This is a genomic window from Streptomyces sp. NPDC051018 (assembly GCF_044456085.1).
Lineage (GTDB): Bacteria > Actinomycetota > Actinomycetes > Streptomycetales > Streptomycetaceae > Streptomyces.
Genome location: NZ_JBITFN010000006.1, coordinates 18,070 through 43,562, shown reverse-complemented (window position 1 = coordinate 43,562; position 25,493 = coordinate 18,070). Strand labels below are relative to the sequence as shown.

General features: G+C 70.4%; 24 protein-coding genes, 1 tRNA gene and 1 pseudogene. 10 read left to right on the top strand and 16 right to left on the bottom strand.

Features of this window, described 5'->3' with window-relative positions:
- Window positions 1–783: 783 nt before the first annotated feature.
- Together ACIBCM_RS12540 and ACIBCM_RS12535 are read right to left on the bottom strand one after the other, a co-directional pair.
- Window positions 784–1,635 (bottom strand): helix-turn-helix domain-containing protein, encoded by an 852-nt coding sequence (locus tag ACIBCM_RS12540; RefSeq protein ID WP_399242194.1) that lies wholly within the window; start codon window positions 1,633–1,635, stop codon window positions 784–786.
- Window positions 1,636–1,647: 12 nt separating this feature from the next.
- Window positions 1,648–2,395: pseudogene (locus tag ACIBCM_RS12535) on the bottom strand (DUF6879 family protein).
- A gap of 682 nt (window positions 2,396–3,077) precedes the next feature.
- On the opposite strand from ACIBCM_RS12535, the gene ACIBCM_RS12530 reads away from it, so the two are divergent.
- Window positions 3,078–3,578: a hypothetical protein gene (locus ACIBCM_RS12530; protein WP_399242192.1), complete on the top strand. Its 501-nt coding sequence runs from the start codon at window positions 3,078–3,080 to the stop codon at window positions 3,576–3,578.
- Between the two features lie 69 nt (window positions 3,579–3,647).
- Window positions 3,648–4,304, top strand: coding sequence for a class I SAM-dependent methyltransferase (locus tag ACIBCM_RS12525; RefSeq protein WP_399242190.1), 657 nt, complete (start codon window positions 3,648–3,650; stop codon window positions 4,302–4,304).
- 218 nt (window positions 4,305–4,522) lie between these two features.
- On the opposite strand, the gene ACIBCM_RS12520 is transcribed toward ACIBCM_RS12525, so the two are convergent.
- Window positions 4,523–5,080 carry a hypothetical protein gene (locus tag ACIBCM_RS12520; RefSeq protein WP_399242188.1) on the bottom strand — a complete coding sequence of 186 codons (558 nt, stop codon included), beginning with the start codon at window positions 5,078–5,080 and terminating at the stop codon, window positions 4,523–4,525.
- A gap of 260 nt (window positions 5,081–5,340) precedes the next feature.
- On the opposite strand from ACIBCM_RS12520, the gene ACIBCM_RS12515 reads away from it, so the two are divergent.
- The 6 genes from ACIBCM_RS12515 (at window position 5,341) to ACIBCM_RS12490 (ending at window position 12,360) form a co-directional block, all read left to right on the top strand.
- Complete coding sequence (locus ACIBCM_RS12515; RefSeq protein ID WP_399242185.1) at window positions 5,341–5,910, top strand: hypothetical protein; 570 nt, start codon at window positions 5,341–5,343, stop codon at window positions 5,908–5,910.
- A 336-nt stretch (window positions 5,911–6,246) separates the two neighbouring features.
- A complete protein-coding gene (locus tag ACIBCM_RS12510; protein ID WP_399242183.1) occupies window positions 6,247–7,341 on the top strand; it encodes a DUF1152 domain-containing protein in 1,095 nt (364 codons plus the stop codon).
- Between the two features lie 510 nt (window positions 7,342–7,851).
- Entirely contained in the window at window positions 7,852–8,727 is an 876-nt protein-coding gene (locus ACIBCM_RS12505; RefSeq protein WP_399242181.1) for a DUF2797 domain-containing protein, read from the top strand.
- Window positions 8,728–8,942: 215 nt separating this feature from the next.
- The gene (locus tag ACIBCM_RS12500) at window positions 8,943–9,680 is read left to right on the top strand and encodes a response regulator transcription factor (RefSeq protein WP_399242179.1); all 738 of its coding nucleotides are present in this window, start codon (window positions 8,943–8,945) and stop codon (window positions 9,678–9,680) included.
- 259 nt (window positions 9,681–9,939) lie between these two features.
- A complete protein-coding gene (locus ACIBCM_RS12495) occupies window positions 9,940–11,475 on the top strand; it encodes an MFS transporter (protein WP_399242177.1) in 1,536 nt (511 codons plus the stop codon).
- A 111-nt stretch (window positions 11,476–11,586) separates the two neighbouring features.
- A complete protein-coding gene (locus tag ACIBCM_RS12490; RefSeq protein ID WP_399242175.1) occupies window positions 11,587–12,360 on the top strand; it encodes a TetR/AcrR family transcriptional regulator in 774 nt (257 codons plus the stop codon).
- A gap of 257 nt (window positions 12,361–12,617) precedes the next feature.
- Here the strand turns inward: ACIBCM_RS12490 and ACIBCM_RS12485 are convergent, their stop codons facing one another.
- Window positions 12,618–14,240 carry an MDR family MFS transporter gene (locus ACIBCM_RS12485; protein ID WP_399242173.1) on the bottom strand — a complete coding sequence of 541 codons (1,623 nt, stop codon included), beginning with the start codon at window positions 14,238–14,240 and terminating at the stop codon, window positions 12,618–12,620.
- A 22-nt stretch (window positions 14,241–14,262) separates the two neighbouring features.
- Window positions 14,263–14,739, bottom strand: coding sequence for a MarR family winged helix-turn-helix transcriptional regulator (locus tag ACIBCM_RS12480; RefSeq protein ID WP_399242170.1), 477 nt, complete (start codon window positions 14,737–14,739; stop codon window positions 14,263–14,265).
- Window positions 14,740–15,139: 400 nt separating this feature from the next.
- Between ACIBCM_RS12480 and ACIBCM_RS12475 the strand changes: the two genes are divergently transcribed.
- Window positions 15,140–15,358: a hypothetical protein gene (locus tag ACIBCM_RS12475; RefSeq protein ID WP_399242168.1), complete on the top strand. Its 219-nt coding sequence runs from the start codon at window positions 15,140–15,142 to the stop codon at window positions 15,356–15,358.
- Window positions 15,359–15,450: 92 nt separating this feature from the next.
- Here ACIBCM_RS12475 and ACIBCM_RS12470 read toward each other — a convergent pair whose 3' ends face one another.
- From ACIBCM_RS12470 to ACIBCM_RS12420, 11 genes are all read right to left on the bottom strand, one after another.
- Window positions 15,451–16,314: a hypothetical protein gene (locus ACIBCM_RS12470; RefSeq protein WP_399242166.1), complete on the bottom strand. Its 864-nt coding sequence runs from the start codon at window positions 16,312–16,314 to the stop codon at window positions 15,451–15,453.
- 749 nt (window positions 16,315–17,063) lie between these two features.
- Entirely contained in the window at window positions 17,064–17,918 is an 855-nt protein-coding gene (locus ACIBCM_RS12465) for an RNA polymerase sigma factor SigF (RefSeq protein WP_399242164.1), read from the bottom strand.
- A 235-nt stretch (window positions 17,919–18,153) separates the two neighbouring features.
- The gene (locus tag ACIBCM_RS12460) at window positions 18,154–19,272 is read right to left on the bottom strand and encodes an RNA polymerase sigma factor SigF (protein WP_399242162.1); all 1,119 of its coding nucleotides are present in this window, start codon (window positions 19,270–19,272) and stop codon (window positions 18,154–18,156) included.
- Between the two features lie 252 nt (window positions 19,273–19,524).
- Complete coding sequence (locus ACIBCM_RS12455) at window positions 19,525–19,818, bottom strand: Dabb family protein (protein WP_399242160.1); 294 nt, start codon at window positions 19,816–19,818, stop codon at window positions 19,525–19,527.
- 41 nt (window positions 19,819–19,859) lie between these two features.
- Window positions 19,860–20,024, bottom strand: a complete 165-nt coding sequence (locus ACIBCM_RS12450; RefSeq protein WP_399242158.1) for a hypothetical protein — start codon at window positions 20,022–20,024, stop codon at window positions 19,860–19,862.
- A 423-nt stretch (window positions 20,025–20,447) separates the two neighbouring features.
- Entirely contained in the window at window positions 20,448–21,158 is a 711-nt protein-coding gene (locus ACIBCM_RS12445) for a histone deacetylase (protein WP_399242156.1), read from the bottom strand.
- A 211-nt stretch (window positions 21,159–21,369) separates the two neighbouring features.
- A complete protein-coding gene (locus ACIBCM_RS12440) occupies window positions 21,370–22,875 on the bottom strand; it encodes an ATP-binding protein (RefSeq protein WP_399242154.1) in 1,506 nt (501 codons plus the stop codon).
- Between the two features lie 222 nt (window positions 22,876–23,097).
- Window positions 23,098–23,182: transfer RNA gene (locus tag ACIBCM_RS12435), tRNA-Ser, on the bottom strand.
- 77 nt (window positions 23,183–23,259) lie between these two features.
- Window positions 23,260–23,688, bottom strand: a complete 429-nt coding sequence (tadA, locus tag ACIBCM_RS12430) for a tRNA adenosine(34) deaminase TadA (protein ID WP_399242689.1) — start codon at window positions 23,686–23,688, stop codon at window positions 23,260–23,262.
- 56 nt (window positions 23,689–23,744) lie between these two features.
- A complete protein-coding gene (locus tag ACIBCM_RS12425) occupies window positions 23,745–24,278 on the bottom strand; it encodes a hypothetical protein (protein ID WP_399242152.1) in 534 nt (177 codons plus the stop codon).
- A gap of 182 nt (window positions 24,279–24,460) precedes the next feature.
- Complete coding sequence (locus tag ACIBCM_RS12420; protein ID WP_399242150.1) at window positions 24,461–24,751, bottom strand: hypothetical protein; 291 nt, start codon at window positions 24,749–24,751, stop codon at window positions 24,461–24,463.
- An 85-nt stretch (window positions 24,752–24,836) separates the two neighbouring features.
- On the opposite strand from ACIBCM_RS12420, the gene upp reads away from it, so the two are divergent.
- Entirely contained in the window at window positions 24,837–25,472 is a 636-nt protein-coding gene (gene upp / locus ACIBCM_RS12415; protein ID WP_399242148.1) for a uracil phosphoribosyltransferase, read from the top strand.
- The last annotated feature ends 21 nt before the right edge of the window (window positions 25,473–25,493 follow it).

Below are 25,493 nucleotides of genomic sequence, written 5' to 3'. Positions count from 1 at the left end.
AAGAAAAGCAGGATAGAAGGGGGAAGCGGCAATCCAGACGGCAACCCTGACGGCAACGACGGCACACAAAGACCGTTGATCACGACCGTGAGCGATCAGATGGGAGGAAGGCGGCATCCCCGCCCAACAGCCTGCCCAACCCTACGGATCAGAAGGTTGCAGGTTCGAATCCTGCCGAGTGCACAGAGAAATGCCAGGTCAAGGCCCTGATTCCCCCAAGTGGAGGTCAGGGCTTTTGCTTTGGCATCTCACGGAATCTCACGCGTCACCGTAAGTGACTGGTTGATTACAGCTCAGCCGAGCAGCTCCATCAGCTTTTCCGAGCCCGCCTTGAGCGACTGCGGGTCGGGGTGGACGTACGTGCGCTTCGTGAACGACAGGTCGCTGTGCCCGGCCCACGCCGAAACGACAGTGTCTGGCGGCCACCCCCTTGCCCCCACCCCTCACGAACTCGACATGGGCGACCTCGACGGCCTGGACGGCTGGACCCGGCCCCGGGGGAGCTGGCGAGAACGATCCGGAGGCCCGGAGCAGCCCGTCGGCACGTTCTCTTCATCTTGGTCGACGGCCCTTCCATCGCCGGGGCGCCTATCCGCTCGACTTCGAGTCCTGGGGCCACGTCGGTGACGGACCGCTCACGCCGTGCTCTGAAGCAAGCCGCCCTCGATCCTGAGGAGCAGCACCACGCCCGAGGCCTGCCGCTCCTGGCCTCTCCTGGCGGACCCGGCGGCCCGGAGGGGCCCGAGGTGAAGCCGTGTTGGTTCCGGCACGGGCGTGTCAGCCTCAGCGCGAGTTCAACGCTTGCCTTGCCGCATTGATGAGGTTGTGCGCGTCAACGCTGTATACGGCGGATTCCTGGAGCATGTTCCAGACCCGCAGGTATGTAGCCACGCTGTCGGGGTCGTCCAGCCACAGCTCCGCATGCCAGTCCTCGGTGATCACGAGCCTTTCATCCAGGACCCAGAAGCCGTTGGCGGTCGGGATCTTGAGCGAGGCGCCGAGCGGAATGATCCCCAGCTCCATGGTGTCCATGCCGATGACGCCGGCGAGTCGATCGAGCTGGCCGGCGAGGACAGACGGAGGACAAACCAGGGCGCGAAGGGCTGCTTCCCATATCAGGGGGTAGAACTTCCGGCCCGCTTGGTACAGCCACTCCTGGCGCCACATGCGGGCGCGGACCGCAGCGTCTGTGTCGTGGATCGAACCTTGAAGGTCCGCGTACCGCAGGAAGATGTGCCGTGCGTAGTCGGCCGTCTGCAACATGCCAGGGACGACAGACTCCTCCCAGGCGTAGATGGCCTGGGACCGCCCGACCTCAAGGTTCCAACTGTCCTGCACAGGCCGGTGCCCAGCGGCCAACTGCCGGCGCCAGGAGCGGATGCGGGACTCGAAGCCCTTGAGCCGGGCGTCCAGTTCATCGAAGACGTCCGGCCGGCCGACACCTCCGGCCCAGGCCCGCAGGTCTTCGCTCGTGGCTGTCTGCCGGCCGTTCTCCAGCTTGTAGATCTTGGAGTGCGGCCAGCCGAGTCGCTGAGCGAGTTGCGTACCGGTGAGCCGTCCTCCCAGGGCCGACAGCCGGAGTTCCCTCAAGCGCAGTCCGAGGGCCTCCCGGGCCTGCTGGAAGTCTGTGCTCACTGGTTCTGCTCGCTAGGAGTCGGCGCCGAGCTGCGCCGCGAACTCGTCGTACGGCACGGACCCCTGCATCGCGGCGTCGCGGACCTGGCAGTACCGCAAGACCTCGGCAGGCTCCGTGATGACCTCGACGTCGTGGAAGGCGTCCTCGTCGTCGAAGCGCAGCAGGGCCACCAGCCGGCTGTCGAAGATCCAGAGGTCTTCAGAGGGCAGTCGGAGCCGTTCCGCGTTCTCGCGCCACAGGTTCCGCACGTCCTCGCCGGTGGCCGCGTTGCACTTCGCGTAGTCGAGCAGGAACAGCTGTCCCTCGGTCGGAGGGTTGTCGACGACGCGCACCCGCCCCACGTACTTGCCGCCGGCCGTCTGCCGGCGGATGTTCTCGCACCACTCGCTGTCGAGGTCGCACGGGGCCGTACCGGTCGCAAGGAACTCCGCGTACCCGGGATCCTCCCGGTCCGATGCGTAGCCCCGACGGGTCTCCAGGTGCCAAGCCGAGTGCTCGAAGGTCTCGAAGAGCCTGCCGAACTCCTCCAAGCCGATCAGCTCGGGCACGCGGTCGACTTCCTTGGGCCCGTGATTGACGAGGAGTTCACGCGGCACGACCACCGCAGCATCTCCGGGGCCGAAGTGCTGGAGCTGGGCGATGTCCTCGGGGTCGGTGAGCGCCGTTCACGAGGATCTCACCAGAGTCGAGATCCTCGTGAACGGCGGGGCAGCCACCGTTCTTGCTGTCGGTGCCGGTGAAGCGCAGTCGTCGTGCCACGGTCGCCTCCCATGGTGTGGGGCCCTGTCGCCATCAGCATCACCAGGCTGACGCACCCGGACTACAGCGTGCCCCCTTCGCGTGAGACCACACGAGAACATTAGCCAGACTGCGAGAACATTCGAGAACATCGCACTGCGGCTGGCAACTCCCTGCCCCTACCGTCCTGTCCATGGTCACAGCACGCGACGACCGGCCCCGGACGACGTTGAGGGTGTACACCGTCGACCGTGAGGGACGCGTCACGAGCGACTCGGGCACGCAGGGCGTCGAGGGCGGCGAATCCGAGCCGGCGAGAGGTCTTGGGCAGCAGTTCCCTCCCTGTGTGTGCCCGCACCACCGAGTCATGAAGGTGGTGCGATGAGGAGTACCACCGACACCGCCGAACCGTCCCCGGAGTGTGCTGTCGCTCTCCGCCCCGGTTACGAAGACCTGCACGTGGAGTGCCGCCAGACAGAGGACGTGGCTCTGCCCTCTGCCCTCTGCCACCGGGCTCCTGCTCGTGAGCCGCGGTACCTGCCTGTGCCACGGCAACCGCCGGGGCTCCATCCAAGTCGCCCGCTCCGGCCAGGTCACCGAGTAGCCCTCGTGGAACGGGATCCGCACAGCGTCCGTGCCGCGCTGCACCAGGCGGGACGGGCTCGAATCGGCACGGCACGACCTGTCTCCGAAGGAGTCGTCCATGACCGTCACGCTCGATAGCCCCTCCCGCATCCGCACGCGGGACCCGAAGGAACTTCTCAACGCCGTCCAGCCGCACATCAGGCACCTGACCGTCAACGTTCTCGACAGCGGCATGAGCCTGTGGGACCGCGAGGTCGCCCTGTTGCTGCGCGACCACACCATGGTCCGCGACATGGCCGAACGCATCCTCGGAAACGCCGTCATCTACACCATCGCCTGCATGGAACACCCCCGTGCCCATCTCGGGGTCGGCAAGCTCGTCGACGTCGGTGTTCACCAACTCATCCTCGACACACCCGTGTGGTGGGCCCTCTGCGACATGTACAACGAGGGTCGTTACAAGCATCACGCCCCGTTCATCGAGCGCCGCAGCGACGGTCTGTGCCTGCGCACGGCGGACTTCCTGAAGTCCATCGGCTTCGACATCGACGAGGAGCTGTGGGCGATCGACGGCACGGACTGCTCGCCGTGCGACAACAAGGTCCCCGGCAGTCACTGAACGGTCCTACGCCGGCCCCTGTCCTCGCCCCCGGAGGACAGGGGCCAGCCCTTGCGAAGAGGAATCGTCTTGCCCGCACAACACGACATCGCCGCCGAGACGGAACTGTGGGACACCTTCGCAGCCTCGGCCTTCAAGGACGACGCGGAGCCGAGCTTCTGCTGGACCCAGTACGCCGGTCACGGACCCGGCCCAGAACTGCTCGGCAATCCTCGATCTGTGCTGGAGATCGGCTGCGGCACCGGTCGCGCCCTCGCCTGCCTCGCTCAGCACGGCATCGCCGCTCGGGGCGTCGACCTGTCTCCCGTCATGGTCAAGAAGACCACCCCGAAGTGGGCAAGCACCGGAGCGGAGTTCGTGTGCGCCGAGGTCCTGGAGTACCTGAGCCGGCACGAGGACACGTACGACGCCGTCTACTCCATTTTCGGCGCCGTCTGGTTCACCGACCCGGGCCGTCTCCTCCCGCTCGTCCGCCAGAGGCTGAAGCCGGGAGGCGTCTTCGTGTTCTCTCAGCCTCCGGCCATCCCCGGCGCATACGGACCGCAGGGCATGTACAAGGGAGGCTTCGCAGGCAAAACGATGTTCACCTACCGGTACAGCTACCGTCTGGCCGTGTGGGAGCGCCTGCTGACCCGGGCCGGGTTCGCCTCGGCTGACGCTCAGGTCCTCGACGCACCTCACCCTGGCCATATCGGGACGCTCCTGGTCCGCGCGGTCGCTCCGTGACTGAGCGTAGCGGAACCCTCCTGGTGCTCGCGGACGCATCCTGCGAGCACGAGGAAGGCCCCCGATCGCCTCAGTGGCCGAAGGCGGTCGTAGGGGCTACCAGCCCTGCGCGGCCCACCGGGCGGCCGCCGCGCGCAGGCCCCGAGGTGCCCCCGGAGAGATCCGGGGGCACCTCGCGTTGGGCCGTACACCGCGACCGCAGAGTGGGGTGGGTGGGGTCAGCACGCCTTGCGGGCGAGGTCTTCGAAGGACTCTCGTGTCATGGGGCCTTGGCGGGTCAGCACCTCTCCGGGTGCCAGTTCCGCGAGTTGTCGGGCGTCGAATGTCACTGAGGCGCTGTAGGTATAGGAGTCGTCGGGATCGGCGAACGTCAGCTCGTAGGAGTGGCCCGGTTGCAGGGTTTGGGGGCCACGGGTCTCCGCTGCCCAGGGTGAGGGCGGGGCGAACAGCGGAAAGTCCGCGGCCTTGTGGAGCCCGCGGGTCTCCCATCCGATCCAGGGCTCCTCTTCCCGGGACGCCTGCGGTGCGGTGGCCCGCGCTCCGTTTGGCGTGGTCTCTTCCGATGCGGGGACGGCGGTGCCGCGCAGCTCAGGACCGCGCACCCGGCCGTCGTCGTCGCACGATCTCAGCAGCGCGTGTGCGGTGCCCTGCCGGTCCGTGTAGACCGCCGCCAGTGGACGCAGCTCCGGTGAGCAGCCCGTCGCGGCCAGCATGATCGCGCCGCACCATGCCGGAGCAAGGAACGTCCGTACGGTCGTACGCGTCCGGATCCTCACCACCGCGTCCCTCCCCTGCGCATGCGCCCGGCGTGCAGTTTCGCATGCGGCGGATCCCCGGAGACAGAGATCATCGGCGTCCGGTACATGGGTGTGCCGGGGTCCCGAGGGCGGTGCCTCCGCGTGGTGCGTTCCGGGTGGGGCCGGGGGCCGTAGGGTGGGCGGGGCGCGTACGGCAGTGTGGTGGTGTCCCGGGGGCGGGTGTGCCGCTTGGAGTAGTACAAGCGGCCTCGTCGTTTCTCTCGTGTTGCGCTTGGCGTATGTCGGATGCATTCCATGGTGGCGGGCTGCCCGGGACGGGGGTGCAGGTCCGCAAGGGAAAGTGGGGCACGGCCACCGAGTGGTTCTCGGTTGCCCTCGCCTGTGTGGCGGTGGTCATCTCGGTCCTGAGCCTGCGTCAGTCCCACGACGCCGAGCGGAACTCCGCCGCCGCGGCGAGGTGGGAGAAGGCCGCGAAGGTGGGCTTCTACCAGCAGGCCGCGCTCCAGCCGCCCCAGCTGCACATCAGGAACCACAACTCCTTCTCCATCAGGGAGGTGAGCGTCACCTTCGCGGACGGCCGCTATCTGGACGTCGACCTGGTTCCCGCCTGCTCCCTGTGGACCCTGTCCGGGTACTCGTCGCCGGGCGAGGGCGGCGGTACGTACACCCTGCCCTTTCCCGCGAGGCTGGACTTCACCGACGCGGACGATCCGCCCCGGCGGTGGGTCGTACGCGGTGACGCCACGCTGACCGTGCAGAAGTCGGAGCCCAGGCATCTGCCGGAGCACGATCTGACGTCGATCTACGACGACCGTATGTCGGTCGAGTCCCTCGGCTCGTGCTCGTGATCATCATGCGGTGCTGATCTCCCGGGGGCTCCGGGCGCCCGTTGCGCAGGGCCGTCTGTCTCCGGGTACGGCGTCGGCCCGCGTGCCCCGGCTCGTCCGGTCGCGGTGGGGGGTCGGTCACTCGGTCCCGGGGCCCGCGGGGACCCGCTGGTCCGGCTCGTCCGCGTCCGCTCGTGGAGTCGGATCTTCGCCCCGGGTGGGCTCGCCTTCGCCCGGGTGCGGGTGCCGGTCGCTCGGGCCACGTCCCCGAGGGCCGGCGCCCGGGCCGGGTGCCCGAGTCCCCGTGCCCGGTCCTCCTTCTGGGGTCGGCGGGCTCCTGGGCCGTACGCTGTTGAGGTGACACGGCTGATTGTGGCAGCGGGCGGAGGGGGCGACGTGATCGCCGCCTCGATGCTGGACGCTGCTCTCCACGGCCCCGGGGAACCGGCGGTGATCCTGACGTTCGCGTGGGACCGGCTGGCGGCCGATCCGGTGCCGGGGCCTCGGAGCCCGGCCGATTTCACCGGGCTGCGGCCTCTCACCGCGAACGTGTACGCGTTCACCGCGAAGGCGGAGCCGATTCCTCCGGCGGGATCCACGTTCCCCCGGCTGGCGGCCGAGCTCCCCCAGACACTCGCCCTCGTCAACCCCCGGCACGGCGCCCAGGGCATCCGCCATCAGCTGGAGGAGCTGATCCGGTACCTCGCACCGGAGTCCGTCGACATCCTGGACGTCGGCGGTGACATCCTGGCCCGGGGCGACGAGCCGGGCCTCCGTACCCCCCTCGCCGACGCCCTCACGCTCGCCGCGTGCAGCCGGATCGACACCCCGGTACGGCTCCTGGTGGCCGGGCCCGGTCTGGACGGGGAGGTTCCGGCGGGTGAGCTGCGCGGTCTCCTGGGGCGGAACGTGCTCACCCTGGCGCCCGAGCACGTCGAGCCGGTCGCCGCCGTCCTGGAGTGGCACTCCTCGGAGGTGACGGCGATGCTCGCCGCCACCGTCCGGGGGATCCGTGGTCTGTGCGAGGCCCGGGAGGGCGGCCTGCCGATTCCGCTCACCGACGAGGGCCCCACCGTGCACGAGGTCGCGCTCGACCTCGCCCTCGGCCGCAACCGGCTGGCGCGGGCCCTCGTGCCGACCCGCACGCTCGCGGAGGCGGAGCAGCTCAGCCGGGAGATCTGCGGCTTCTCGGAGATCGACGACGAGCGGGACAAGGCGACCTGGTTCGGCACCCAGCCCCGTCAGAAGATCGACCCGGAGACCGCCCTCGGCCAGGTCGCCCGCTTCGAGCGCGAGGCGCGCGGCCGCAACTCCAGCCACACCACGTTCCGCCGGCTCACCGAGGCGCTCGGCCTGCACGGCACCCAGCGCGAGGAACTCAGGGCCCTGTTGGTCCACCACAGCCCCGGGCAGTACGTCGCCCCGCTCTGGCACCTCTCGCCCAGGGCCTGACGGGCCGCCGCCGACCGGCCGGTGCGGGGGTCCGCGCCGGCGCGTCCGGTGTACGGGGCCGTGCCTGGCCCCCTTCTGTGCGCCCGCGCCTGCGCCCAGTGGCTGTCCGCGGGCCCGCCCTCGCGAGCCCGTATCCCGGAGCCGTATCCGGTGGCCCGGCCCCGAGGCTCCCGCCCGGAGACCCGGAGACCCGGACCGCCCCGGCGCCGTACGTCCGAAGGCCGTCCTCCGCCTCCGGTCCGGTGAGCCCGGTGAGCCCGGTGAGCCCGGAAGGGCACGGTCCACGGCGGACCCACGGTGACCGACCGGGATCCGGCCGGGACCGGATGGAGCCGGGAGCGGGTGGATTCGGACACCGGCGCCGCATGCGCGTCTGCGCCCCCTCGTGCGGTTCCCTCCGGCTCCCTGCCCGCCGGGAACGGCCGGATTTCGGCGCCCCGGCACGGGAATGTCAGTTCGCTCCGGTACCCTCCGCGTTTTCGGCCGGACTGGGTGCTCCCGGAGGTACGTATGACATGGCGCTGCTCCGGTCTCGGGTGGCCCCCGGGGGCGCGGATGGCCGTGCTCCGGTGGGAGGGCGGCCGGGTCAGCCCGCTGACCTCCGGCAAGGCGATGGGTTTCCGGGCCGAGGGGCGCCGCCGCTGTGTCGGGGCGCGCGGGAACGACTGCCCGCTCGGCTCCGCCGTCCTGGGCCGTGCGACACAGGCGCGGTGTCCCGAGTGCGCGCGGCTGGAGCGGGCCCACTCGGTCGCCGCCGACACCCTCCCCGATGATCCCCGGACGTACCGCGTGTATCTGGCCTGGTTCGGGCCCGGGATGGTCAAGGTCGGGATCACCGCCGAGGACCGCGGGCCCGCCCGTCTGCTGGAGCAGGGCGCGGTCGTCTTCAGCTGGCTGGGGCGCGGGCCCCTGATGGCAGCACGGCGGACCGAGGAACTGCTGCGGAGCGCCCTCGGGATCCCCGACCGGATTCCGTACGCGGACAAGCGGGCCGTACGGTCCGGGCTGCCGGGGCCGGTCGAGCGGGCGGCCGAGATCGAGGCTCTGCACCGGCGCGCCCTCGCGCTCGGGGCCTTGGCCGAGACGCTGGAGCCGCTGGCGTGTGAACCGGTCGACCATACGGACGTGTTCGGGCTCGGCCGGCTGACGGCCGCCGCCTCGGTCGTACGGGAACTGATCGGCGGCGGCGCCGTCGCGGGCACCCTCGTCGCCGTCGCCGGGCCCGATCTGCATCTGTGGACCGCCGAGGACCGCCTCGTCGTACTCGACACCCGGCTCATGACCGGCTGGTCCCTCGTCGGGGCCGATCCGGGCTCGGGCGTCTCCGTACCCGTCGCCGATGTCAGTGCCAGCAGCGGCGGAACCGTACAGGACGGGCTGTTCTGAACCGGATGCCCCGGTGAGGGTGCAAGAGGCGTGAGGGGTACGGGAGTTCCGGGGCGACGGCCCCGGCAGCCCGTGTTCGTACCTCCGTCGGATCCGCAGGTCCGGACGGGCCCGGCCGTTCGCACAAGGGGCCGCGGCGCGGATGAAGGGTTTTCTCACAGAATTCCCAGAGAGCGGAAAGGTCCTTTTGAGGGGAGCGCCATAGCGTCGCCCGCATGACGACGACCTCGCACCAGACTCGTACCGAGATGCTCCGGCCCGACGGCAGCCCCGTCCGGGTGCTTGTCGTGGACGACGAGACCGCGCTCAGTGAGCTGCTGTCGATGGCTCTGCGGTACGAGGGCTGGGAGGTGCGCAGCGCCGAGAACGGCGCGGGCGCGGTGCGGTCGCTGCAGGACTTCCGCCCCGACGCGGTGGTCCTCGATGTGATGCTGCCCGACATGGACGGGCTCGCGGTCCTGGCGCGGCTGCGGCGGGAACTCCCCGATGTGCCCGTGCTGTTCCTCACCGCGCGGAACCGGGTCGAGGACCGGATCGCCGGGCTGACGGCGGGCGGGGACGACTATGTGGCCAAGCCGTTCTCGCTGGAGGAGGTCGTGGCCCGGCTGCGCGGGCTGATCCGGCGGTCGGGGATCGCGGCCCCGCGCGGCGACTCCCTGCTCTCGGTCGGCGATCTGCTCCTGGACGAGGACAGCCACGAGGTCTGGCGGGGCGGTGACCCGATCCATCTGACGGCGACGGAGTTCGAGCTGCTGCGCTATCTGATGCGCAACCCCCGGCGGGTGCTCAGCAAGGCGCAGATCCTCGACCGGGTGTGGTCGTACGACTTCGGTGGCCAGGCCAATGTCGTCGAGCTGTATGTGTCCTATCTCCGCAAGAAGATCGACGCCGGCCGCTCGCCGATGATCCACACCCGGCGCGGCGCCGGATATCTGATCAAGCCCGGGGAGTGAGCACGGGGAGTGGGCCCGGGGGTGATTCGGGGCTGATTCGGGGCCGGACGTGACCGGTCCGGGGCTGATCCGGGGGGAGCGCGTGCTCGGGGAGGAGTCGCCCTGGATGGAACGCTCGATCTAGTCGATAGAGGTGGTGTCCGGCGGCCGGGGCTCCGATGGCCCCGGCGGTGCGCCGCGACTTTTCACTATACGCCGTACAAAGGTCCCTGTACGGTGTACGAGGCATGGTCTCGTACGCCGTATAAGGGGAGCAGTGATGGCAGCGCCGACCACCGGAACCGAGAGCCCGGGAGCCCCGCCGGGAGCGCATCCGCAGCGCTGGCTGATCCTCGGTGTCATCTGTCTCGCCCAGCTCACCGTGCTGCTCGACAACACCGTCCTCAGTGTCGCGATCCCCTCCCTGACCCGGGAACTCGACGCCTCGACCGCCGACATCCAGTGGATGATCAACGCCTATGCGCTGGTCCAGTCGGGGCTGCTGCTCAGCGCGGGCAACGCCGCCGACCGCTACGGCCGCAAGAAGCTGCTTCTCGCGGGGCTCGCGCTCTTCGGTATCGGATCCCTGGCGGCCGGGCTCGCCCAGTCGTCGGCGCAGCTGATCGCCGCACGGGCCGGCATGGGCGTCGGCGGGGCGCTGCTGATGACCACGACCCTCGCCGTCGTCGTCCAGATCTTCGACGACACCGAACGGGTGAAGGCGATCGGCCTCTGGTCGACCGTCAACTCCCTCGGCTTCGCGAGCGGTCCCCTGCTCGGCGGGTTCATGCTCGACCACTTCTGGTGGGGCGCGATCTTTCTGATCAACATCCCCGTCGCGGCGATCGGGCTGTTCGCGGTGGCCGCGCTGGTGCCGGAGTCCAGGAATCCGCAGGGGACCCGGCCGGATCTGCTCGGCGCCGTGCTCTCCACGATCGGGATGACCGCCGTGGTGTACGCGATCATCTCCGGGCCCGAGCACGGCTGGACCTCCACCGAGGTTCTGGCGTCGGCGGCCGTCGGGGTGCTGGTGCTCGGGTTCTTCGTGCTGTGGGAGCTGAGGATTCCGTACCCCATGCTCGATATGCACTTCTTCCGCGACCAGCGCTTCATCGGGGCGGTCGCGGGGGCGGTCCTCGTCGCGTTCGGGATGGGCGGCTCGCTCTTCCTGCTGACCCAGCATCTCCAGTTCGTGCTCGGGTACGGCCCGCTGGACGCCGGTCTGCGCACGGCACCGCTCGCCCTGACCGTGGTGCTGCTCCATCTGACCGGCGTGGCACCGCGGCTGGTGTCGCGGCTCGGTACGCCGGTGACCATCGCGGCCGGGATGACGATGGTGTCGGCGGGGCTCGCGGCGATCGCTCTTCTGGGTGGTGACGGATACGGCGGGATGTTCCTCGGACTGGTGGTCATGGGCGCGGGGCTCGCGCTCTCGATGCCCGCGATGGCCAACGCGATCATGAGCGCGATTCCGCCGGAGAAGGCGGGTGTGGGAGCCGGGGTGAACGGCACGCTCGCGGAGTTCGGCAACGGGCTCGGGGTCGCCGTGCTCGGCGCTGTGCTGAACTCCCGGTTCGCCGCGCTGGTGCCCTCGGCCGCCGGGGCGGCCTCGCTCCCGGCGGCCCTGGCGGCGGCGGGCGGATCGGATGAGCGGGAGCGGATCTCGGACGCCTTCGCCTCCGGGCTGGAGACCAGTCAGCTCGTGGGCGCGGTGGCGGTCCTGGCGGGCGGGCTGCTCGCCGCGCTGCTGCTGCGGCGCGCGGAGAAGCCGGACGCGCACGGCGGGCGGCCGGACCGAGGGGGCGATGGCGGGTAGACGCGGACCCCATCGCGCGGTGATGTACCGGAGCGCGGCATAGCATCGGGACGGGGTGGTCCGGTGGGTACGGGTCCGAGCGGCTCAGAGGTAACCGAGGAGGGTGGCGCGATGGTGAACGACGTCGATCGTGCGAAGCGTCCTGCGCGGATCAGCGTATGGCTGGCGCCCAGGACCGAACGCGGCCGCAGATCGGCCCAGCCGTCCGGCCTCGACCGTCGGAAGATCATCGACGCGGCGGTACGGCTGCTGGACGCGGAGGGCTCGGCGAAGTTCTCGATGCGGCGGCTCGCCGCGGAGCTGGACGTCACGGCGATGTCCGTCTACTGGTACGTCGACACCAAGGACGAGCTGCTGGAACTGGCACTCGACTCGGTGTACGGGACGATCCGGCTGCCGGATGTGAGCCCGGAGGGCGAGTGGCGGGAGCAGCTGCGTGCCCTGGCGAGGGAGTACCGGACGGTCCTGGTCCGGCACCCCTGGGTCTCCGCACTGATCGGCAACTTCCTGAACATCGGCCCCCATTCGATGGCGTTCTCCTTCGCCGTCCAGCAGGTCATGCGCAATACCGGCCTGCCGCCCGAGGGACAGATGGGCGGCCTCGCCGCGGTCTTCCAGTTCGTGTACGGCTTCGGCACGATCGAGGGCCAGTTCGTGCAGCGGTGCGCCTCGGCGGGGGTGAGCGAGGACGAGTACTACCGGGAGGCTCTGGGCACGATCCAGGGGCAGCTCGACGAGCAGCCGGAGATCCGTCGCACCTTCGAGAGCGCCAGCGAGCTGATGGAGGCGAGGGGCGGCACCACGGTCGCGGACATGCGGGAGCGGGACTTCGTCTTCGCGCTCGATCTGCTGGTGGCGGGCATCGAGGCGATGCGCGCGCGGTAGAGCCCCGGAGGGCGGCTGGTTCCGTGGTCGCCGGGTGCTGCCCGTGGCCCGTACCCGGTGGCCGGGCGCGGTGGTGGGCCACCGGCGGTCGGGACACAGTGGCGGGGCGCGCCGGCGCTCGGGCGCCGGTAGTCGGGGGCGGTAGTCGAGGGGCGGGTTGACCGTAGTTCCGGGAAGCGGGCCGGCTCCGGGCGCAGCAGCCCGCGTCCGCGCCGGCGACGGTGGCGCCCGGTATCGGCCCGGGCGCCGCGCGGCTCTCAGGCGGGCTGGTCCACCTGACTCCGCGCGGGCGCCGGCTTCTGAGCGGACTCGCCCATCAGCGCACGGCTCTTCAGCGCCACTTCCTTGATGAACAGGGTCACCACGAAGGCCAGCAGTGCGAAGGGCGCCGAGTAGAGGAAGACATCGCCGACACCGTGTCCGTACGCGTTCTCCATCACGCTCCGCAGCGGCTCGGGCAGCGCGCTCACATCAGGGATGCCCCCGCCGCCCGCGCCGCCGAGCGCCGCGCCCTGGGGGCCGAGCTTCGCGAGACCGTCCTCGACGTACTGGCTCACCCGGGTGCCGAGCACGGCGCCGAGCGCGGAGACGCCGATCGCGCCGCCGAGGGAACGGAAGAAGGTGACGACGGAGGACGCCGCGCCCAGATCGCCGGAGGACACCTGGTTCTGGGTGCACAGCACGAGGTTCTGCATCATCATGCCGATGCCCAGCCCGAGCAGGGTCATATAGACCGCGGTGTGCCAGTACGCCGTGTCGTGCCGGATCGTGCCCAGCAGCCCGAGCCCGGCCGTCGCCAGCACCGCGCCGACGACCAGCCACGCCTTCCAGCGGCCGGTCCGGGTGATGAGCTGGCCGGAGACGGTGGAGGAGAGGAACAGGCCCGTGATCATCGGGATGGTCATCACCCCGGACATGGTCGGGCTCTCGCCGCGGGCCAGCTGGAAGTACTGGCTGAAGAAGACCGTGCCGGCGAACATCGCGACACCGACGAAGAACGAGGCGACCGAGGCGAGGGCGATCGTACGGTTGCGGAACAGCCGCAGCGGGATGACCGGTTCGCTCGCCCGCGACTCGACGTACAGAAAGCCCGCGCCGAGCAGCAGGGTGCCGCCGACCATGGCGTACGTCTGCCAGGACAGCCACGCGTACTTGTCACCCGCGAACGTCACCCAGATCAGCAGCAGGGACACCGACGCGCTGACGAGGGCGGCCCCCGCCCAGTCGACCTTCACCTGGCGCTTGACGACCGGAAGCCGCAGGGTCTTCTGGAGCACGACCAGCGCGAGCAGGGCGAACGGCACGCCGACGTAGAAGCACCAGCGCCAGCCGAGCCATTCGGTGTCGGTGATGACACCGCCCAGGAGCGGCCCGCCGACCGTTGCGATGGCGAAGTTGGCGCCGAGGTATCCGCTGTAACGGCCGCGCTCCCTCGGGGAGATGAGCGCGGCCATGATGATCTGCGCGAGGGCGCTGAGACCGCCGACGCCGACGCCCTGGACGACCCGGCACGCGATGAGCATGCCGGTGCTCTGCGCGAGCCCGGCCACCACCGAGCCGATGACATAGATCACCAGGGCTATCTGGACCAGCAGCTTCTTGCTGAAGAGATCCGAGAGCTTGCCCCACAGCGGGGTGGTCGCGGTCATCGCCAGCAGGGAGGCGGTCACCACCCAGGTGTAGGAGCTCTGGCCGCCGTCCAGGTCGCTGATGATCTCGGGCAGGGCGTTGGAGACGATCGTGGACGACAGGATGGCGACGAACATGCCGAGGAGCAGTCCGGAGAGCGCCTCCAGGATCTGCCGGTGTGTCATGGGCGCGTCGCCGCCCGCTTCCGCGGGACCGCCGGCCCGCACATCGGCCGGAGTGGTCGAAGCCATGGGAGTCCTTTGCGTGCGTACGTCAGGTCGTGTCGTGCGGGTGCCCGGGGGCGGCGGTGGCCGGGCGGGTCCGGCAGTCGCCGAAGGATTCACGGAGCCGGGCCAGCATCCCGATCAGCTGTCCGATCTCGTCGTCGGACCAGTCCTTGAGGCGGCGGGCGAACATCTCGGTCGACCGCTCGTGCAGTCCGTTGAGCATGTCCACGCCCGACGGGGTGAGCCGCAGAATGCGGGAGCGCCCGTCATGGGGATCGGGCGCCCGCTCGATCCAGCCGCCCTTGACGGCCTGGGCGACATGTCTGCTCGTCACCGACATGTCGATGGCGAGCAGCTCGGCGAGCCGGCTCATCCGCAACTCGCCGTGGCGGTGCAGCAGTGAGAGCACGGCGGCGGAGCCGGACGGGCACTCGGGAGGCAGCAGACGCAGGATGCTGCGTCTGAGGGCGCCGATGGAGTTGAGCTGGCGGGCCAGTTCCGCGTACTGAGTCTGTGCCGCCATGGCTCAGCCCCCCTCGATGTTATTGCTTAGGGCAACCATAGAGATAGTTGGTTGCTCCAGGCAAATGAAAAGGGGGCTTGCAGTAGTAAAGGAAGGTAAAGGCTTCGCATGGCGGAGGTCATGGAGTGGCGGGGGCGGATGGGAGGGGCACCGCGCGCGGGCGGGAGGGATCCGGCGCACTGCCGGGCGCGCGGCCCCTCGCCCGGGTGGTGGGCGAATCCGGGGCGGGCCGCGGTGGAGACCGGTGGTCGGCGGGGTGCCGGGAGCGCTGCCCGGGGGAGCGCCGCTGGTCAGGGGCGTACGACGGGCTCCGCGCCCGGGGGTGGAGCCGGAGAGGCGGCGGGAGGGGCGTCGGCCCGGGGGTTGGGCCGTACCCCTCGGTTCGCTAGGGTCGTGGCCCATGGCACAGAACCCCCATACTCCCCAAGGCCAGGGCCCCGAGGGCAATTACGACCCCGCGGGCAGTACGCAGATGTTCCGCGCCTTTGTCGACGACGGGGTGCCCCAGGGGCGCCGCCAGGCTCCACGGGCCCAGTCGGGGCCCAAAGCGGGGCTGATCGTGGGTGTCGTCGCGGCGATCGTGGTGCTGGGCGCGGTGGCCTGGCTGGCACTCTCCTGAACAAGGGCGCGGTCGGTCGGGCGGTCTCGTGCGGCGGGGTGCCCGGTCCCGCTGGGGCGACTGGTACCGCTGGGCCGCCCGCGGGGCGTCGCTCACTTCCAGGTGGCCGTGACGTCCTGGGTCTCGATGCGCATCCCCAGTGGCACGCGCCAGGCGTCCACGCACACGGTGTACGCCTCCCGGCGCGTCGTTCCCGGTGCGATCGGCGCCGGCAGGTCCTGACTGGACCGGATGGTCGCCCAGTCGACACCGAGGGTGCCGATGATGTGCGTCGCGAAGGTGACGGTGCCCGAAGTCGCGGCCGATCCGCCGGTGTTGCGGAACTCGACGGTCACCTTCTCGCACCACCGTTTGTCCAGCCCGGCGCGGACGGGGGCGCCGACGGACAGTACGGCGGGGCCCGCGGGAGGCTTCGGCGAGGGGGTGTTCACCGGCGGGCGGGTGCCCGGGGTCCCGGGCCCGCCGGGTGCCGTGGAACCACCCGTACCGCCGCTGTTGCCCCCGCCGCCGGCCGTACCGCCGGTGGCCGGCGGGCCTCCGGGGCCGGAGCCCGACGAACCGCCCGGGCCGGAGGCGCCGCCGGGGGCCGGGGTGCCCGAGTCCGGGCCGGTCGTGGAGCCGTCGCTTCCGGCCGGTGAGCCCGTACCGGCGCCGCCCGTAACACTCGTGCCGCCCGTAACACCGGTTCCCGTGCCGGTACCGCCGCCCGTGCCACCTCCGGAGGACCCGGCGGGCGGTGACGGGGACTCCGGCCCGCCGCCGGAACCGTCGAGCGGCACCAACGCGACCTTGCCCCGGGGCGGTACGGCGCCCGACGGGGAGCCGCCGGAATCCGGACCGGCCGCGCCCACCGCCGCATAGCCGTCGTCACCGCCGCCCCCGCACGCGGCGAGCGCCCCGCCCAGACAGAGCACCACCACGGCCGCGAGAACCGATCTCTGGCGTCGTCGTCGCATCGCGACAGTGTGGCTGACACACCGTCAATAAGGAACCCCTGAAAGCCGGCAGCGGAAGTGCCTCGAAACGCCGGACGGGCGGCCGGGACCCCGAACCGCCGGGAACCCTCGGCGTACTCCGACACCTTCGGGCGAGCCCTCAGAGAGCCGCCGCATCCCGGGTTCCGGCCCCGAACTCGCGGGAACCTCCGGCGTATCGGCCAAGGCCCGGCGAACCCGGAACCCCGCCCGAACTCGCGGGAACCTCCGGCGAATCGGCGTATGTCCGGCGAACCCGGGGCCGGCCTCCCTGAAACCGCACCGGAACCCCCAGAACCCCCAGAACCCCCGGGGTCTCCGGCGGACCCTGGGGCGAGCCCGGCCACCCGAACTCCCAGGACCTCCGGCGAACCCTGGCCTGGCCCAGCCACCCACGCCCCCAGGACCTCCGGCGAACCCGGCCACCTCATCCCACCCCGGGATCCGGCCCCGATTCACGGGCGTCCGGGGCTCCCCGGGACCCGGCCTCAACCTCCGGCGTTCCCGGACCGGGCCCCGCTCCACCCTCCCCGAGCCCACCAGCCGCAGCACTATGGCGCACCCGGTCGGCCCCGCCCTACCGCCCCGCGACCCCGAAGGCCGTCGCGACGGCCATCAGGAAGACCAGCGCGACGGCCGCCAGGAAAGCCGCCAGGAAGACCAGCGCGACGGCCCCCAGGAAAAGCCACCAGGAAAGCCGTCGCGCCCGGCGAACCCCCGGCGCCGGCGGCTCAGTCCGCGGTGAGACCGTGCCGCAGCTGCGCGAGCGTACGCGTCAGCAGCCGCGAGACATGCATCTGCGAGATGCCGACCTCCTCGCCGATCTGCGACTGCGTCATGTTCGCGAAGAAACGGAGCATGATGATCTGCCGTTCCCTCGGCGGGAGTTTGGCCAGGAGCGGCTTCAGGGACTCGCGGTACTCCACGCCCTCCAGCGCCGAGTCCTCGTACCCCAGGCGGTCCGCGAGAGAGCCCTCGCCGCCGTCGTCCTCGGGGGAGGGGGAGTCCAGCGAGGACGCGGTGTACGCGTTGCCGACCGCGAGGCCGTCGACGACCTCCTCCTCCGACACCCCGAGCACGGCGGCCAGTTCGGGCACGGTGGGCGAGCGGTCGAGCCGCTGTGCGAGGTCGTCGCTGGCCTTGGTGAGCGCGAGCCGCAGCTCCTGGAGGCGGCGCGGTACCCGTACCGACCACGAGGTGTCGCGGAAGAAGCGCTTGATCTCGCCGACGACGGTGGGCATCGCGAACGTCGGGAACTCCACGCCCCGTTCGCAATCGAATCGGTCGATCGCCTTGATCAGCCCGATCGTGCCGACCTGGACGATGTCCTCCATGGGCTCGTTGCGGCTGCGGAAGCGGGCGGCCGCGTACCGCACGAGCGGGAGGTTCAGCTCGATCAGGGTGTCGCGGACATAGGCCCGCTCGGGACTGTCTCCCGTGCCCTGGGCGTCCAGGGCACGCAGCCGCAGGAACAGGGAACGGGACAGAGTGCGAGTGTCGATGGCCTCCGTGCTGTCAGGCGTGACAGGTGCGGGTGCGCTCTTTGTGAGCGTGAGCACCTTCGAGCTGCCCTGTTCTGCGGACATGCCACCCCCTTGAGGTCGCGGTCGGTCGCGGTGGCCGCGACCAACGGAGGAACGCAGCCTGCCCCTGAGATACCGGCGGCGAGGCTGCGGCAAACGCGTCTCCCGCAGAATGTCACATGTCGGCAACACGCTGAAGTGACATGTCGACAAGTGATGAGCCAATCCGCGCAGGACGCGGGGGGTGTGCGCAGGACGGGCCCGGCGAATGTGCCCGGAAGGGATATACCCGTTCCGGCTATGCCTCGATCCTGTTTGCGGACCGCAATCGAGCGAAGCTCCTGGCGAGTAGCCTTGACACATGCATCTGGGAGACTCCCAGCTCCTGGCTGATCTGCGACTGCGTCAGATTGCTGTAGTAGCGGAGCACCAGGATCCGCTGCTCCCGCTCGGGCAGTTGTACGAGCAGATGCCGTACGAGATCGCGGTGCTCGACGCCGACCAGCGCGGGGTCCTCGTATCCGAGCCGGTCGAGCAGTCCCGGCAGCCCGTCTCCCTCCTGGGCCGCCTCCAGTGAGGTCGCGTGGTACGAACGCCCCGCCTCGATACAGGCGAGCACCTCGTCCTCGCCGATCTTCAGCCGTTCGGCGATCTCCGCGGTGGTGGGGGTGCGGCCGTTCGCCGTGGTCAGGTCCTCGGTGGCGCCGGTGACCTGGACCCAGAGTTCATGGAGCCGCCGGGGTACGTGCACGGTCCTGACGTTGTCCCGGAAGTATCGTTTGATCTCCCCGACGACCGTCGGCATCGCAAAGGTCGGGAACTGCACCCCCCGGTCGGGGTCGAATCGGTCGATCGCGTTGATGAGCCCGATCGTGCCGACCTGGACCACGTCCTCCATGGGCTCGTTGCGGCTGCGGAAGCGGGCCGCCGCGTACCGCACGAGCGGCAGATTTGCCTCGATCAGCGCCCCGCGCACACGGGAGTGCTCCGGGGTGCCCGGCTCCAGTCCCTTGAGTTCGCCGAAGAGCACCTGGGTGAGAGCACGGGTGTCGGCGGCGCGGCTCCGGTGGCGTGCCGGGGTCTCGGCGGCGGTCTCGGTCAGAATCTCGGTGAGGGGCCGGCCGGAGGCGTCCGACTCGGTTCCGGTTCCGGCTCCGGTGCTGGTTCCGGTTCCGGCTTCGGCACCGCCGGACGGGCCGGGAGGGCCTGGGGCGGGAGTGCCCGCGAGTGTTCCGGAGGCGGCGGGTGCCGAGGCGGACGGTACGGCGGCAGTGGTGGTGACCGGGTCGGAGGTGACGGGGGCGGTGCCCGCGGGGACGCGGACCCCGGTGGTGGTCGTATCGGCTTCCGGTGCGGCTCGTGAATCGTCCGGGCGCTCGTTCTTGGGCGGCGCCTGAGGCGCGGTACTGGCCGGCACGATGACGCCACCCCTTTGCGGTCAACTACGGTCAACTCATCCGTCAAAAGCGGTCATAGCATCACAAGACATGTCCACTGTGTGCAAGCACCAGATAAAGCCGTGTTGAGGGCGAAAGTGGATTTAAACCTCAAAAAGCCCCTCGCTGCCAAGGCGAGGGGCCGGGGAACGGAACCGTAGGAAGGTCGCCGGAGCGGTACGCGCGCGGTCCTACGAGTAGACGGCGGCGTATGGATTCATACGGAAATGGTCTTAGAACTCGTAGTCGGCGATCACCCACGTGGCGAATTCCCGCCACTGGGCGGCGGCCGCCTGGTGGGCGGGGTGCTCCAGGTACCGCTTCAGCGCACCGGGGTCGGCGACGGCGGAGTTGATCGCGAAGTCGTACGCGATCGGCCGCTCGGTGATGTTCCAGGCGCACTCCCAGAACTCCAGCTCGGGCACCAGGGCGCCCAGCTCCTCGAACGCCTTCGCGCCGGCGGCCACGCGCGGCTCGTCGCGTGCGACACCCTCATTGAGCTTGAAGAGGACCAGGTGGCGGATCACGGGACACTCCTGATGGGCCTGGGCCTCAGGGGGTACGCGTTCTAGTTGACCAGCTCGGTCATGAACTCGCCGACAGCCTGGGCCGCGCTCGATATGCCCTCGAAGCCTATCTGGACCAGATCCGCGGCCCTCGCCGGGGATGTGATGATCGTGTACAGCACAAATACGACGACGACGTAGAGGGCGATCTTCTTCGCCTGCACCATCAGCCCCTGCCTCCCCGGAGTTCCCCTGTGACCCCTGCCGCTCTCGGAGGGTCCGCAGGCACTCTGGCCTTCACCGGCCTCTGGTGATCGCGCAGTCGCGGAAGTCTAACCGAGCCTTTATGGACCAAGGGCCCTACGATCGGGGCCCTTTGCCGATCACCTTTATGCCGGCGGAGGAGCAGGATGGTGACCGAGCCCGTACGGATCTGGCAGGAATCCGGCGGGATCAGGACCGGCCCTCACTGCGGGGCCACGCGACGCGCGCTTCCCCCGATGCGGCGCGGGCCTGTGGGACCGGTTCTCGCCGGGGGGAGCGGCGTTCCCCCCGTTGCCGCTTCCCCCGACCCGACAGCCCTGGCCGCCCACCGCGGCCGGGGCTCTGTCCGTATCCGGCACTGGCCGGACCGACCGGCACCGGCCGGGTCAGGCCGCTTCCAGCAGCGTCCTGATGTCGTCCGGCGTCCAGAACCCCGCCGCCCCCGGGGCGCCCGCCAGATACCGGGCGATGGCCGCGGTGTCCCAGGTACCGGCCGCGCGCAGGCCCGCGGCGAGATGCCTCAGATAGGCGGCCGAGGGCTTGTTCCCCTCCACATCGGCGCAGCGCCATGGAGCGGTGAAGGTGAGTACGGGGAGGCCGTCCAGGTAGCCGGGGCACACCAGCGTCTCGTACCGTCCGGGCCCCAGCACCTCCCTCCCCTCGGCGAGGACGGTGGTGAGATCGAGGTCCGCTCCGGGGAGCCGGTACATCTCCTGGGCCGCGATGTCGGAGAACTGCTGTGTGCTGATCAGATGGGCACGCGCCCACACCCGGCCCTCGGCGCCGGGGTCGTAGAAGCCCCTGCCTCCCGTCCACGCCGACGACTCGGTGGCGAAGTACAGCACGCCGGGAAGCTCGATCGGCAGCGAGCGCTCGGGTGCGCTCCGGTCCCGGCAGCCGGGGTGCGTCCGCACCGACCCGGGCGGTCGGCCGCCGGCGAGGTAGTAACGGAGTCTGCCGTCGTCCATGTTGGAGCCGTAGGACGCGTACCAGACCCGGCCGGCGGGCGGGGCGGACCCGGACGGCGCGTCCGTGAGGGGACGGACAGGGCCCGGATCGTCGGCGGCCGGGGGTTCTCCGGGCGTCTCGGTGCTCACCCTGCCGCCTCCAGGAGGTTGGCCATGTGACGACGAGTCTGGCAGAGGCCCGGCACCCGGGAGGCGACCGATGCGACCGGACAGGCCGAAGGGCCCCCTTACGTCCCCCGGGCCGGACCTGGCGCCGCGGGCACGGTGACCTCAGCTGTGGCCGTGACCCTGCAACGCACGGCGGCCCGGCTCCCGGGCGTCGCTTCCCATGGAGCGGACGTCACCCTCCGTAGAGGGTGGGCAGATCGACCAGGAGAACGTCGTCGCGCCGGGCGGCGAGTTCGTTCAGGTCGGAATGGAAGCCGTGCAGGGAGTACAGGGCCAGCGTGGCACCGCCGACGTCGTACCCCTGTTCGGCGAGGAGGGTGCGGATGTGTTCCAGGCGCTGGAGGTCGCCGGTTCCGCGGCGGGCCGCGGTCGCCTTGGCCTCACCGAGGAGTGCGATCCTCGCCCGTGACGCCTGCGGACGCTCACCGGCGGCCAGGGCGATGACGTCGACCTCGTGCTTCGTCCGGGCGGCCTGGTCGGCGACCTCGGTCGTACCGACCGGTCCGGGTAGTCCACCGGGCAGCAGGGCGTGGGCGTAACGACGGGTGAAGTCCCGGGCCAGTTCCTCGAAATGCGGGCCGAGGATCTCGGAGTTGAAGGTCGGGGCCGCCTGCTGCCACACCTGCTCGGCGAAGCCCTGCTCCACGGAGGCTGCCTGCGGCAGCGTGATCAGCTGGTTGAAGCGGATGACCGGGTCCGCGAGGGTGGTGATCGGATGCCGGGTGCGGAGGATGTCCTGTTCCCGCTGGATGTACCCGGTGGACTCCAGTACGCCGAGCGGGTGCGCGACCGCGTTGCGCGGGCGTTCCAGAGCCGCGCCGATCTTGCTGGGGGTGGTGGCCCCGTTCGCGATCGCGGTGAGGATGTCGTAGTACAGCGTGTGCTGGGTGATCCTCGGATCCTCGCGCAGCAGGTACTCGGTCTCGGTGCGCGAGTAGACGGCCCGGCCCGGGTCGAGGAGCGTCCGGGCAAGCCAGGTGTCGAACCCGTCATCGGGATGCGGACGAGCCGCTACCGGGCGGTAGCCGGGTGCCCCGCCGAGGACGGCGTGCACTTTCAGCGCGGTGAGCGGGTCTTCGATCTGCCAGAAGGCCCGGCTGTCCCGGTAGTCGAAGGGACCGAGACGCAGATCGACGACGGCCCGGCCGCGCAGCGGTTTCGTCCCCGAGAGCAGCTCGTGCATGACGCTCATCGCGGAGCCGCAGAGGATGAGGCGCGGGCCCGGTCCGGCCCCGGGCCGGGTGCCGCGCTGCCGCTCGTCGTACAGCTGCTGGAGCAGCCCCGGGATCTCGGGTGAGTGCTGGAGCAGATACGGCAACTCGTCGATCACCAGCAGCGGACGTGGTGAACGGGCCGTCACATCGAGGGCGTTGGACAGCACATCGCGCCAGTCCGCCAGACGCAGGCTCCCCGCCCGCAGCCCGGCGTGGGCGGCGACCGCGTCACTGAACCGCTGGATCGAGGGCAGCCGCCCCTCTTCTCGGACCGCCGTCACATACAGACCGCCGACCTGCTCGGACAGGGCCTGAAGCAGATACGACTTCCCGTGCCGCCGCCGCCCGGACACGATGCCGAGCCGCATCGCGGGATCCGGATCGGCAAGGAAATCCGCGAGAAGATCCCACTCCCGGTCCCGGTCCACCACATCGTCCGGCTTGGCCGGCAGGTTGTTTGTCACCAGACCTCCAGCACACTGAGTTCGACGAGTTTCGTACAACTCTACTTCGACGCAATCTGTCGCACTCGGTTTGGTCGACCCGGATTGCTTCGCCGCCGTCAGCGGGCCGGGCAAGGGGCCGCGGGAGGGCCGCAGGGGAGGCGGGACGGCCACCGCGGTGGGCGTTCCCCCACGCACAACACCCCTCTGATCGCGTTTCCGCAGATCAGAGGGGTGTGAGAGCGGTAGCGGAGGGATTTGAACCCTCGGTGACTTGCGCCACACTCGCTTTCGAGGCGAGCTCCTTCGGCCGCTCGGACACGCTACCGGGAGAGAGCTTAGCCCACGGGGGCCGTGTGCCGAAATCCGTATCCCGGTGGGGGTCGGCGGCGGGGGCCGGAGGGTTCAGCGGTTGCGGAAGAAGGTGGTGAGGGCCCCGGCGCAGGCGGCCTCCAGGACACCGTGGATGACCTCGGGGCGGTGGTTGAGGCGGCGGTCGCGGACCACGTCCCAGAGGGAGCCGGCCGCGCCCGCCTTCTCGTCGCGGGCGCCGTAGACCACGCGGTCCACCCGGGACTGGGTGATCGCGCCCGCGCACATCGTGCACGGTTCCAGGGTGACGACCAGGGTGCAGCCGGTCAGCCGCCAGCCGCCGAGGCGCTCGGCGGCCCTGCGGATCGCCAGCACCTCGGCATGGGCGGTCGGGTCGCCCGTCAGCTCACGTTCGTTGTGTCCCGCGGAGAGCACGCCCCCGTCGCCACCGAGCACGACGGCGCCGACCGGCACATCGCCGGACAGCACCGCCCGCTCGGCCTCGGCGAGGGCGAGGCGCATGGGCGCCTCCCAGGGATCGCGTACGGGATCCCCGGATCCGTAGGGCGTTTCCGTCACTATCGGACGGTCTCCAGCACATCGCCCGCGCCCAGCGCTTCCGCGATCTCCAGCAGTGCGTCCGTTTCCAGTGCCAGCAGCTCCTTGTCCGAAAGGCCGAAGTCCAGAAGGATGTCCCGCTCGCCGACCGGTCCCGAGGGAGCCGCGGCGGCCGGGTCGGAGTCGGCGTCGTCGGTGTCACCGGTCTCGTCCGGCTCTCCGTCCTCCGTGCCGTCGAGGTCCAGCGCGTCCAGGTCGTCGGCGGGGTCGTCATCGTCCCTGCCGAGGAGTTCGTTGGTCAGGATCTCCCCGTACGAGGAGCGCGCGGCCGCTGCCGCGTCGGAGACGAAGATACGAGGGTCGTCCTCGCCCTCCACCCGGACGAGGCCGAACCAGGCGTCCTCCTGCTCGATGAAGAGGAGCACCGTGTCCTCGTCCACCGAGGCGTCGCGGGCCAGGTCGGCCAGATCCGACAGGGTCTCCACATCGTCGAGCTCTGTGTCGCTCGCTTCCCACCCGTCTTGAGTGCGCGCGAGCAGTGCGGCGAAGTACACCGTGACTCTCCCACTGATCAGAGGTGTGACGATGGGCGGCGCGGCTGTGCGTGCCCCGCCCACTCGGAATCGTGGCAGAAACCAGGGCTTTGCGAGAGGTCTTCCGTCCTTGCGTCGGCCACCAGTTCTCGACTGGGCCTTTTGCCGAGGGTCCGCTCACACTATTGCGCGTGCCATCGGAGTTACCAGCGGAAGGTCCGCATACGCATCTGCTGGCGCATCCGGGCGGCTCGGGCCCGGCGCGGCTGGACCCGTTCACGCAGGGCTTTCGCCTCGTTCAGTTCGCGGAGGAACTGGGCGCGCCGCCGACGGCGCTCGCCGTCCGATTCACTCTCCGTACCGCTGCGTTCGAGCGTTTCGCCCGTATCGGGTGGTCCGTTCGTATCGCGTGTTCCGTTCGTTTCACGTGATTCGCTTGCCTCGCGTGTTCCGCTGTGCTCCGTCTCATACTGTTCGTGCTCCGGTTCCGGCATGGGCCTCACCTCCTCACGGTTCTCCCATTGCCTCCACCTTCCCTCGCCCCCCTTCACTGATGCGAGCCGGGCTACTGTGGAGGCCATGCGGATCCACGTTGTCGACCACCCGCTGGTGGCGCACAAACTCACGACGCTGCGCGACCGGCGCACCGACTCCCCCACCTTCCGGCGGCTCGCCGATGAACTGGTCACCCTGCTCGCGTACGAGGCGACCCGGGACGTGCGCACGGAGCAGGTCGACATCCACACCCCCGTGACGGGGACCACCGGGGTGAAGCTCTCGCACCCCCGGCCGCTGGTGGTGCCGATCCTGCGGGCGGGGCTCGGGATGCTGGACGGCATGGTCCGGCTGCTGCCCACCGCCGAGGTCGGCTTCGTCGGGATGATCCGCAACGAGGAGACGCTGGAGGCGTCCACCTACGCGACCCGGATGCCCGAGGACCTCTCCGGCCGCCAGGTCTATGTCCTCGACCCGATGCTCGCGACCGGCGGGACGCTCGTCGCGGCGATCCGTGAGCTGATCAAGCGCGGTGCGGACGATGTGACGGCGGTCGTGCTGCTGGCGGCGCCGGAGGGCGTCGAGGTGATGGAGCGCGAACTGGAGGGGACGCCGGTGACGGTGGTCACGGCGGCGGTGGACGAGCGGCTGAACGAGCAGGGCTACATCGTGCCGGGGCTGGGCGACGCGGGCGACCGTATGTACGGTACGGCTGACTAGCAGCAGACCAAGCGGGCCGAA

Excerpts from the sequence above, each read along its gene's own strand:
- ACIBCM_RS12530 (WP_399242192.1), top strand. The coding sequence starts at position 3,078 with ATGACCGTCACGCTCGATAGCCCCTCCCGCATCCGCACGCGGGACCCG.
- ACIBCM_RS12515 (WP_399242185.1), top strand. The coding sequence starts at position 5,341 with ATGTCGGATGCATTCCATGGTGGCGGGCTGCCCGGGACGGGGGTGCAG.
- ACIBCM_RS12505 (WP_399242181.1), top strand. The coding sequence starts at position 7,852 with ATGACATGGCGCTGCTCCGGTCTCGGGTGGCCCCCGGGGGCGCGGATG.
- ACIBCM_RS12500 (WP_399242179.1), top strand. The coding sequence starts at position 8,943 with ATGACGACGACCTCGCACCAGACTCGTACCGAGATGCTCCGGCCCGAC.
- ACIBCM_RS12495 (WP_399242177.1), top strand. The coding sequence starts at position 9,940 with ATGGCAGCGCCGACCACCGGAACCGAGAGCCCGGGAGCCCCGCCGGGA.
- ACIBCM_RS12490 (WP_399242175.1), top strand. The coding sequence starts at position 11,587 with ATGGTGAACGACGTCGATCGTGCGAAGCGTCCTGCGCGGATCAGCGTA.
- ACIBCM_RS12485 (WP_399242173.1), bottom strand. The coding sequence starts at position 14,240 with ATGGCTTCGACCACTCCGGCCGATGTGCGGGCCGGCGGTCCCGCGGAA.
- ACIBCM_RS12480 (WP_399242170.1), bottom strand. The coding sequence starts at position 14,739 with ATGGCGGCACAGACTCAGTACGCGGAACTGGCCCGCCAGCTCAACTCC.
- ACIBCM_RS12475 (WP_399242168.1), top strand. The coding sequence starts at position 15,140 with ATGGCACAGAACCCCCATACTCCCCAAGGCCAGGGCCCCGAGGGCAAT.
- ACIBCM_RS12470 (WP_399242166.1), bottom strand. The coding sequence starts at position 16,314 with ATGCGACGACGACGCCAGAGATCGGTTCTCGCGGCCGTGGTGGTGCTC.
- ACIBCM_RS12465 (WP_399242164.1), bottom strand. The coding sequence starts at position 17,918 with ATGTCCGCAGAACAGGGCAGCTCGAAGGTGCTCACGCTCACAAAGAGC.
- ACIBCM_RS12450 (WP_399242158.1), bottom strand. The coding sequence starts at position 20,024 with ATGGTGCAGGCGAAGAAGATCGCCCTCTACGTCGTCGTCGTATTTGTG.
- tadA (WP_399242689.1), bottom strand. The coding sequence starts at position 23,688 with ATGCGCCTCGCCCTCGCCGAGGCCGAGCGGGCGGTGCTGTCCGGCGAT.
- ACIBCM_RS12420 (WP_399242150.1), bottom strand. The coding sequence starts at position 24,751 with ATGCCGGAACCGGAGCACGAACAGTATGAGACGGAGCACAGCGGAACA.
- upp (WP_399242148.1), top strand. The coding sequence starts at position 24,837 with ATGCGGATCCACGTTGTCGACCACCCGCTGGTGGCGCACAAACTCACG.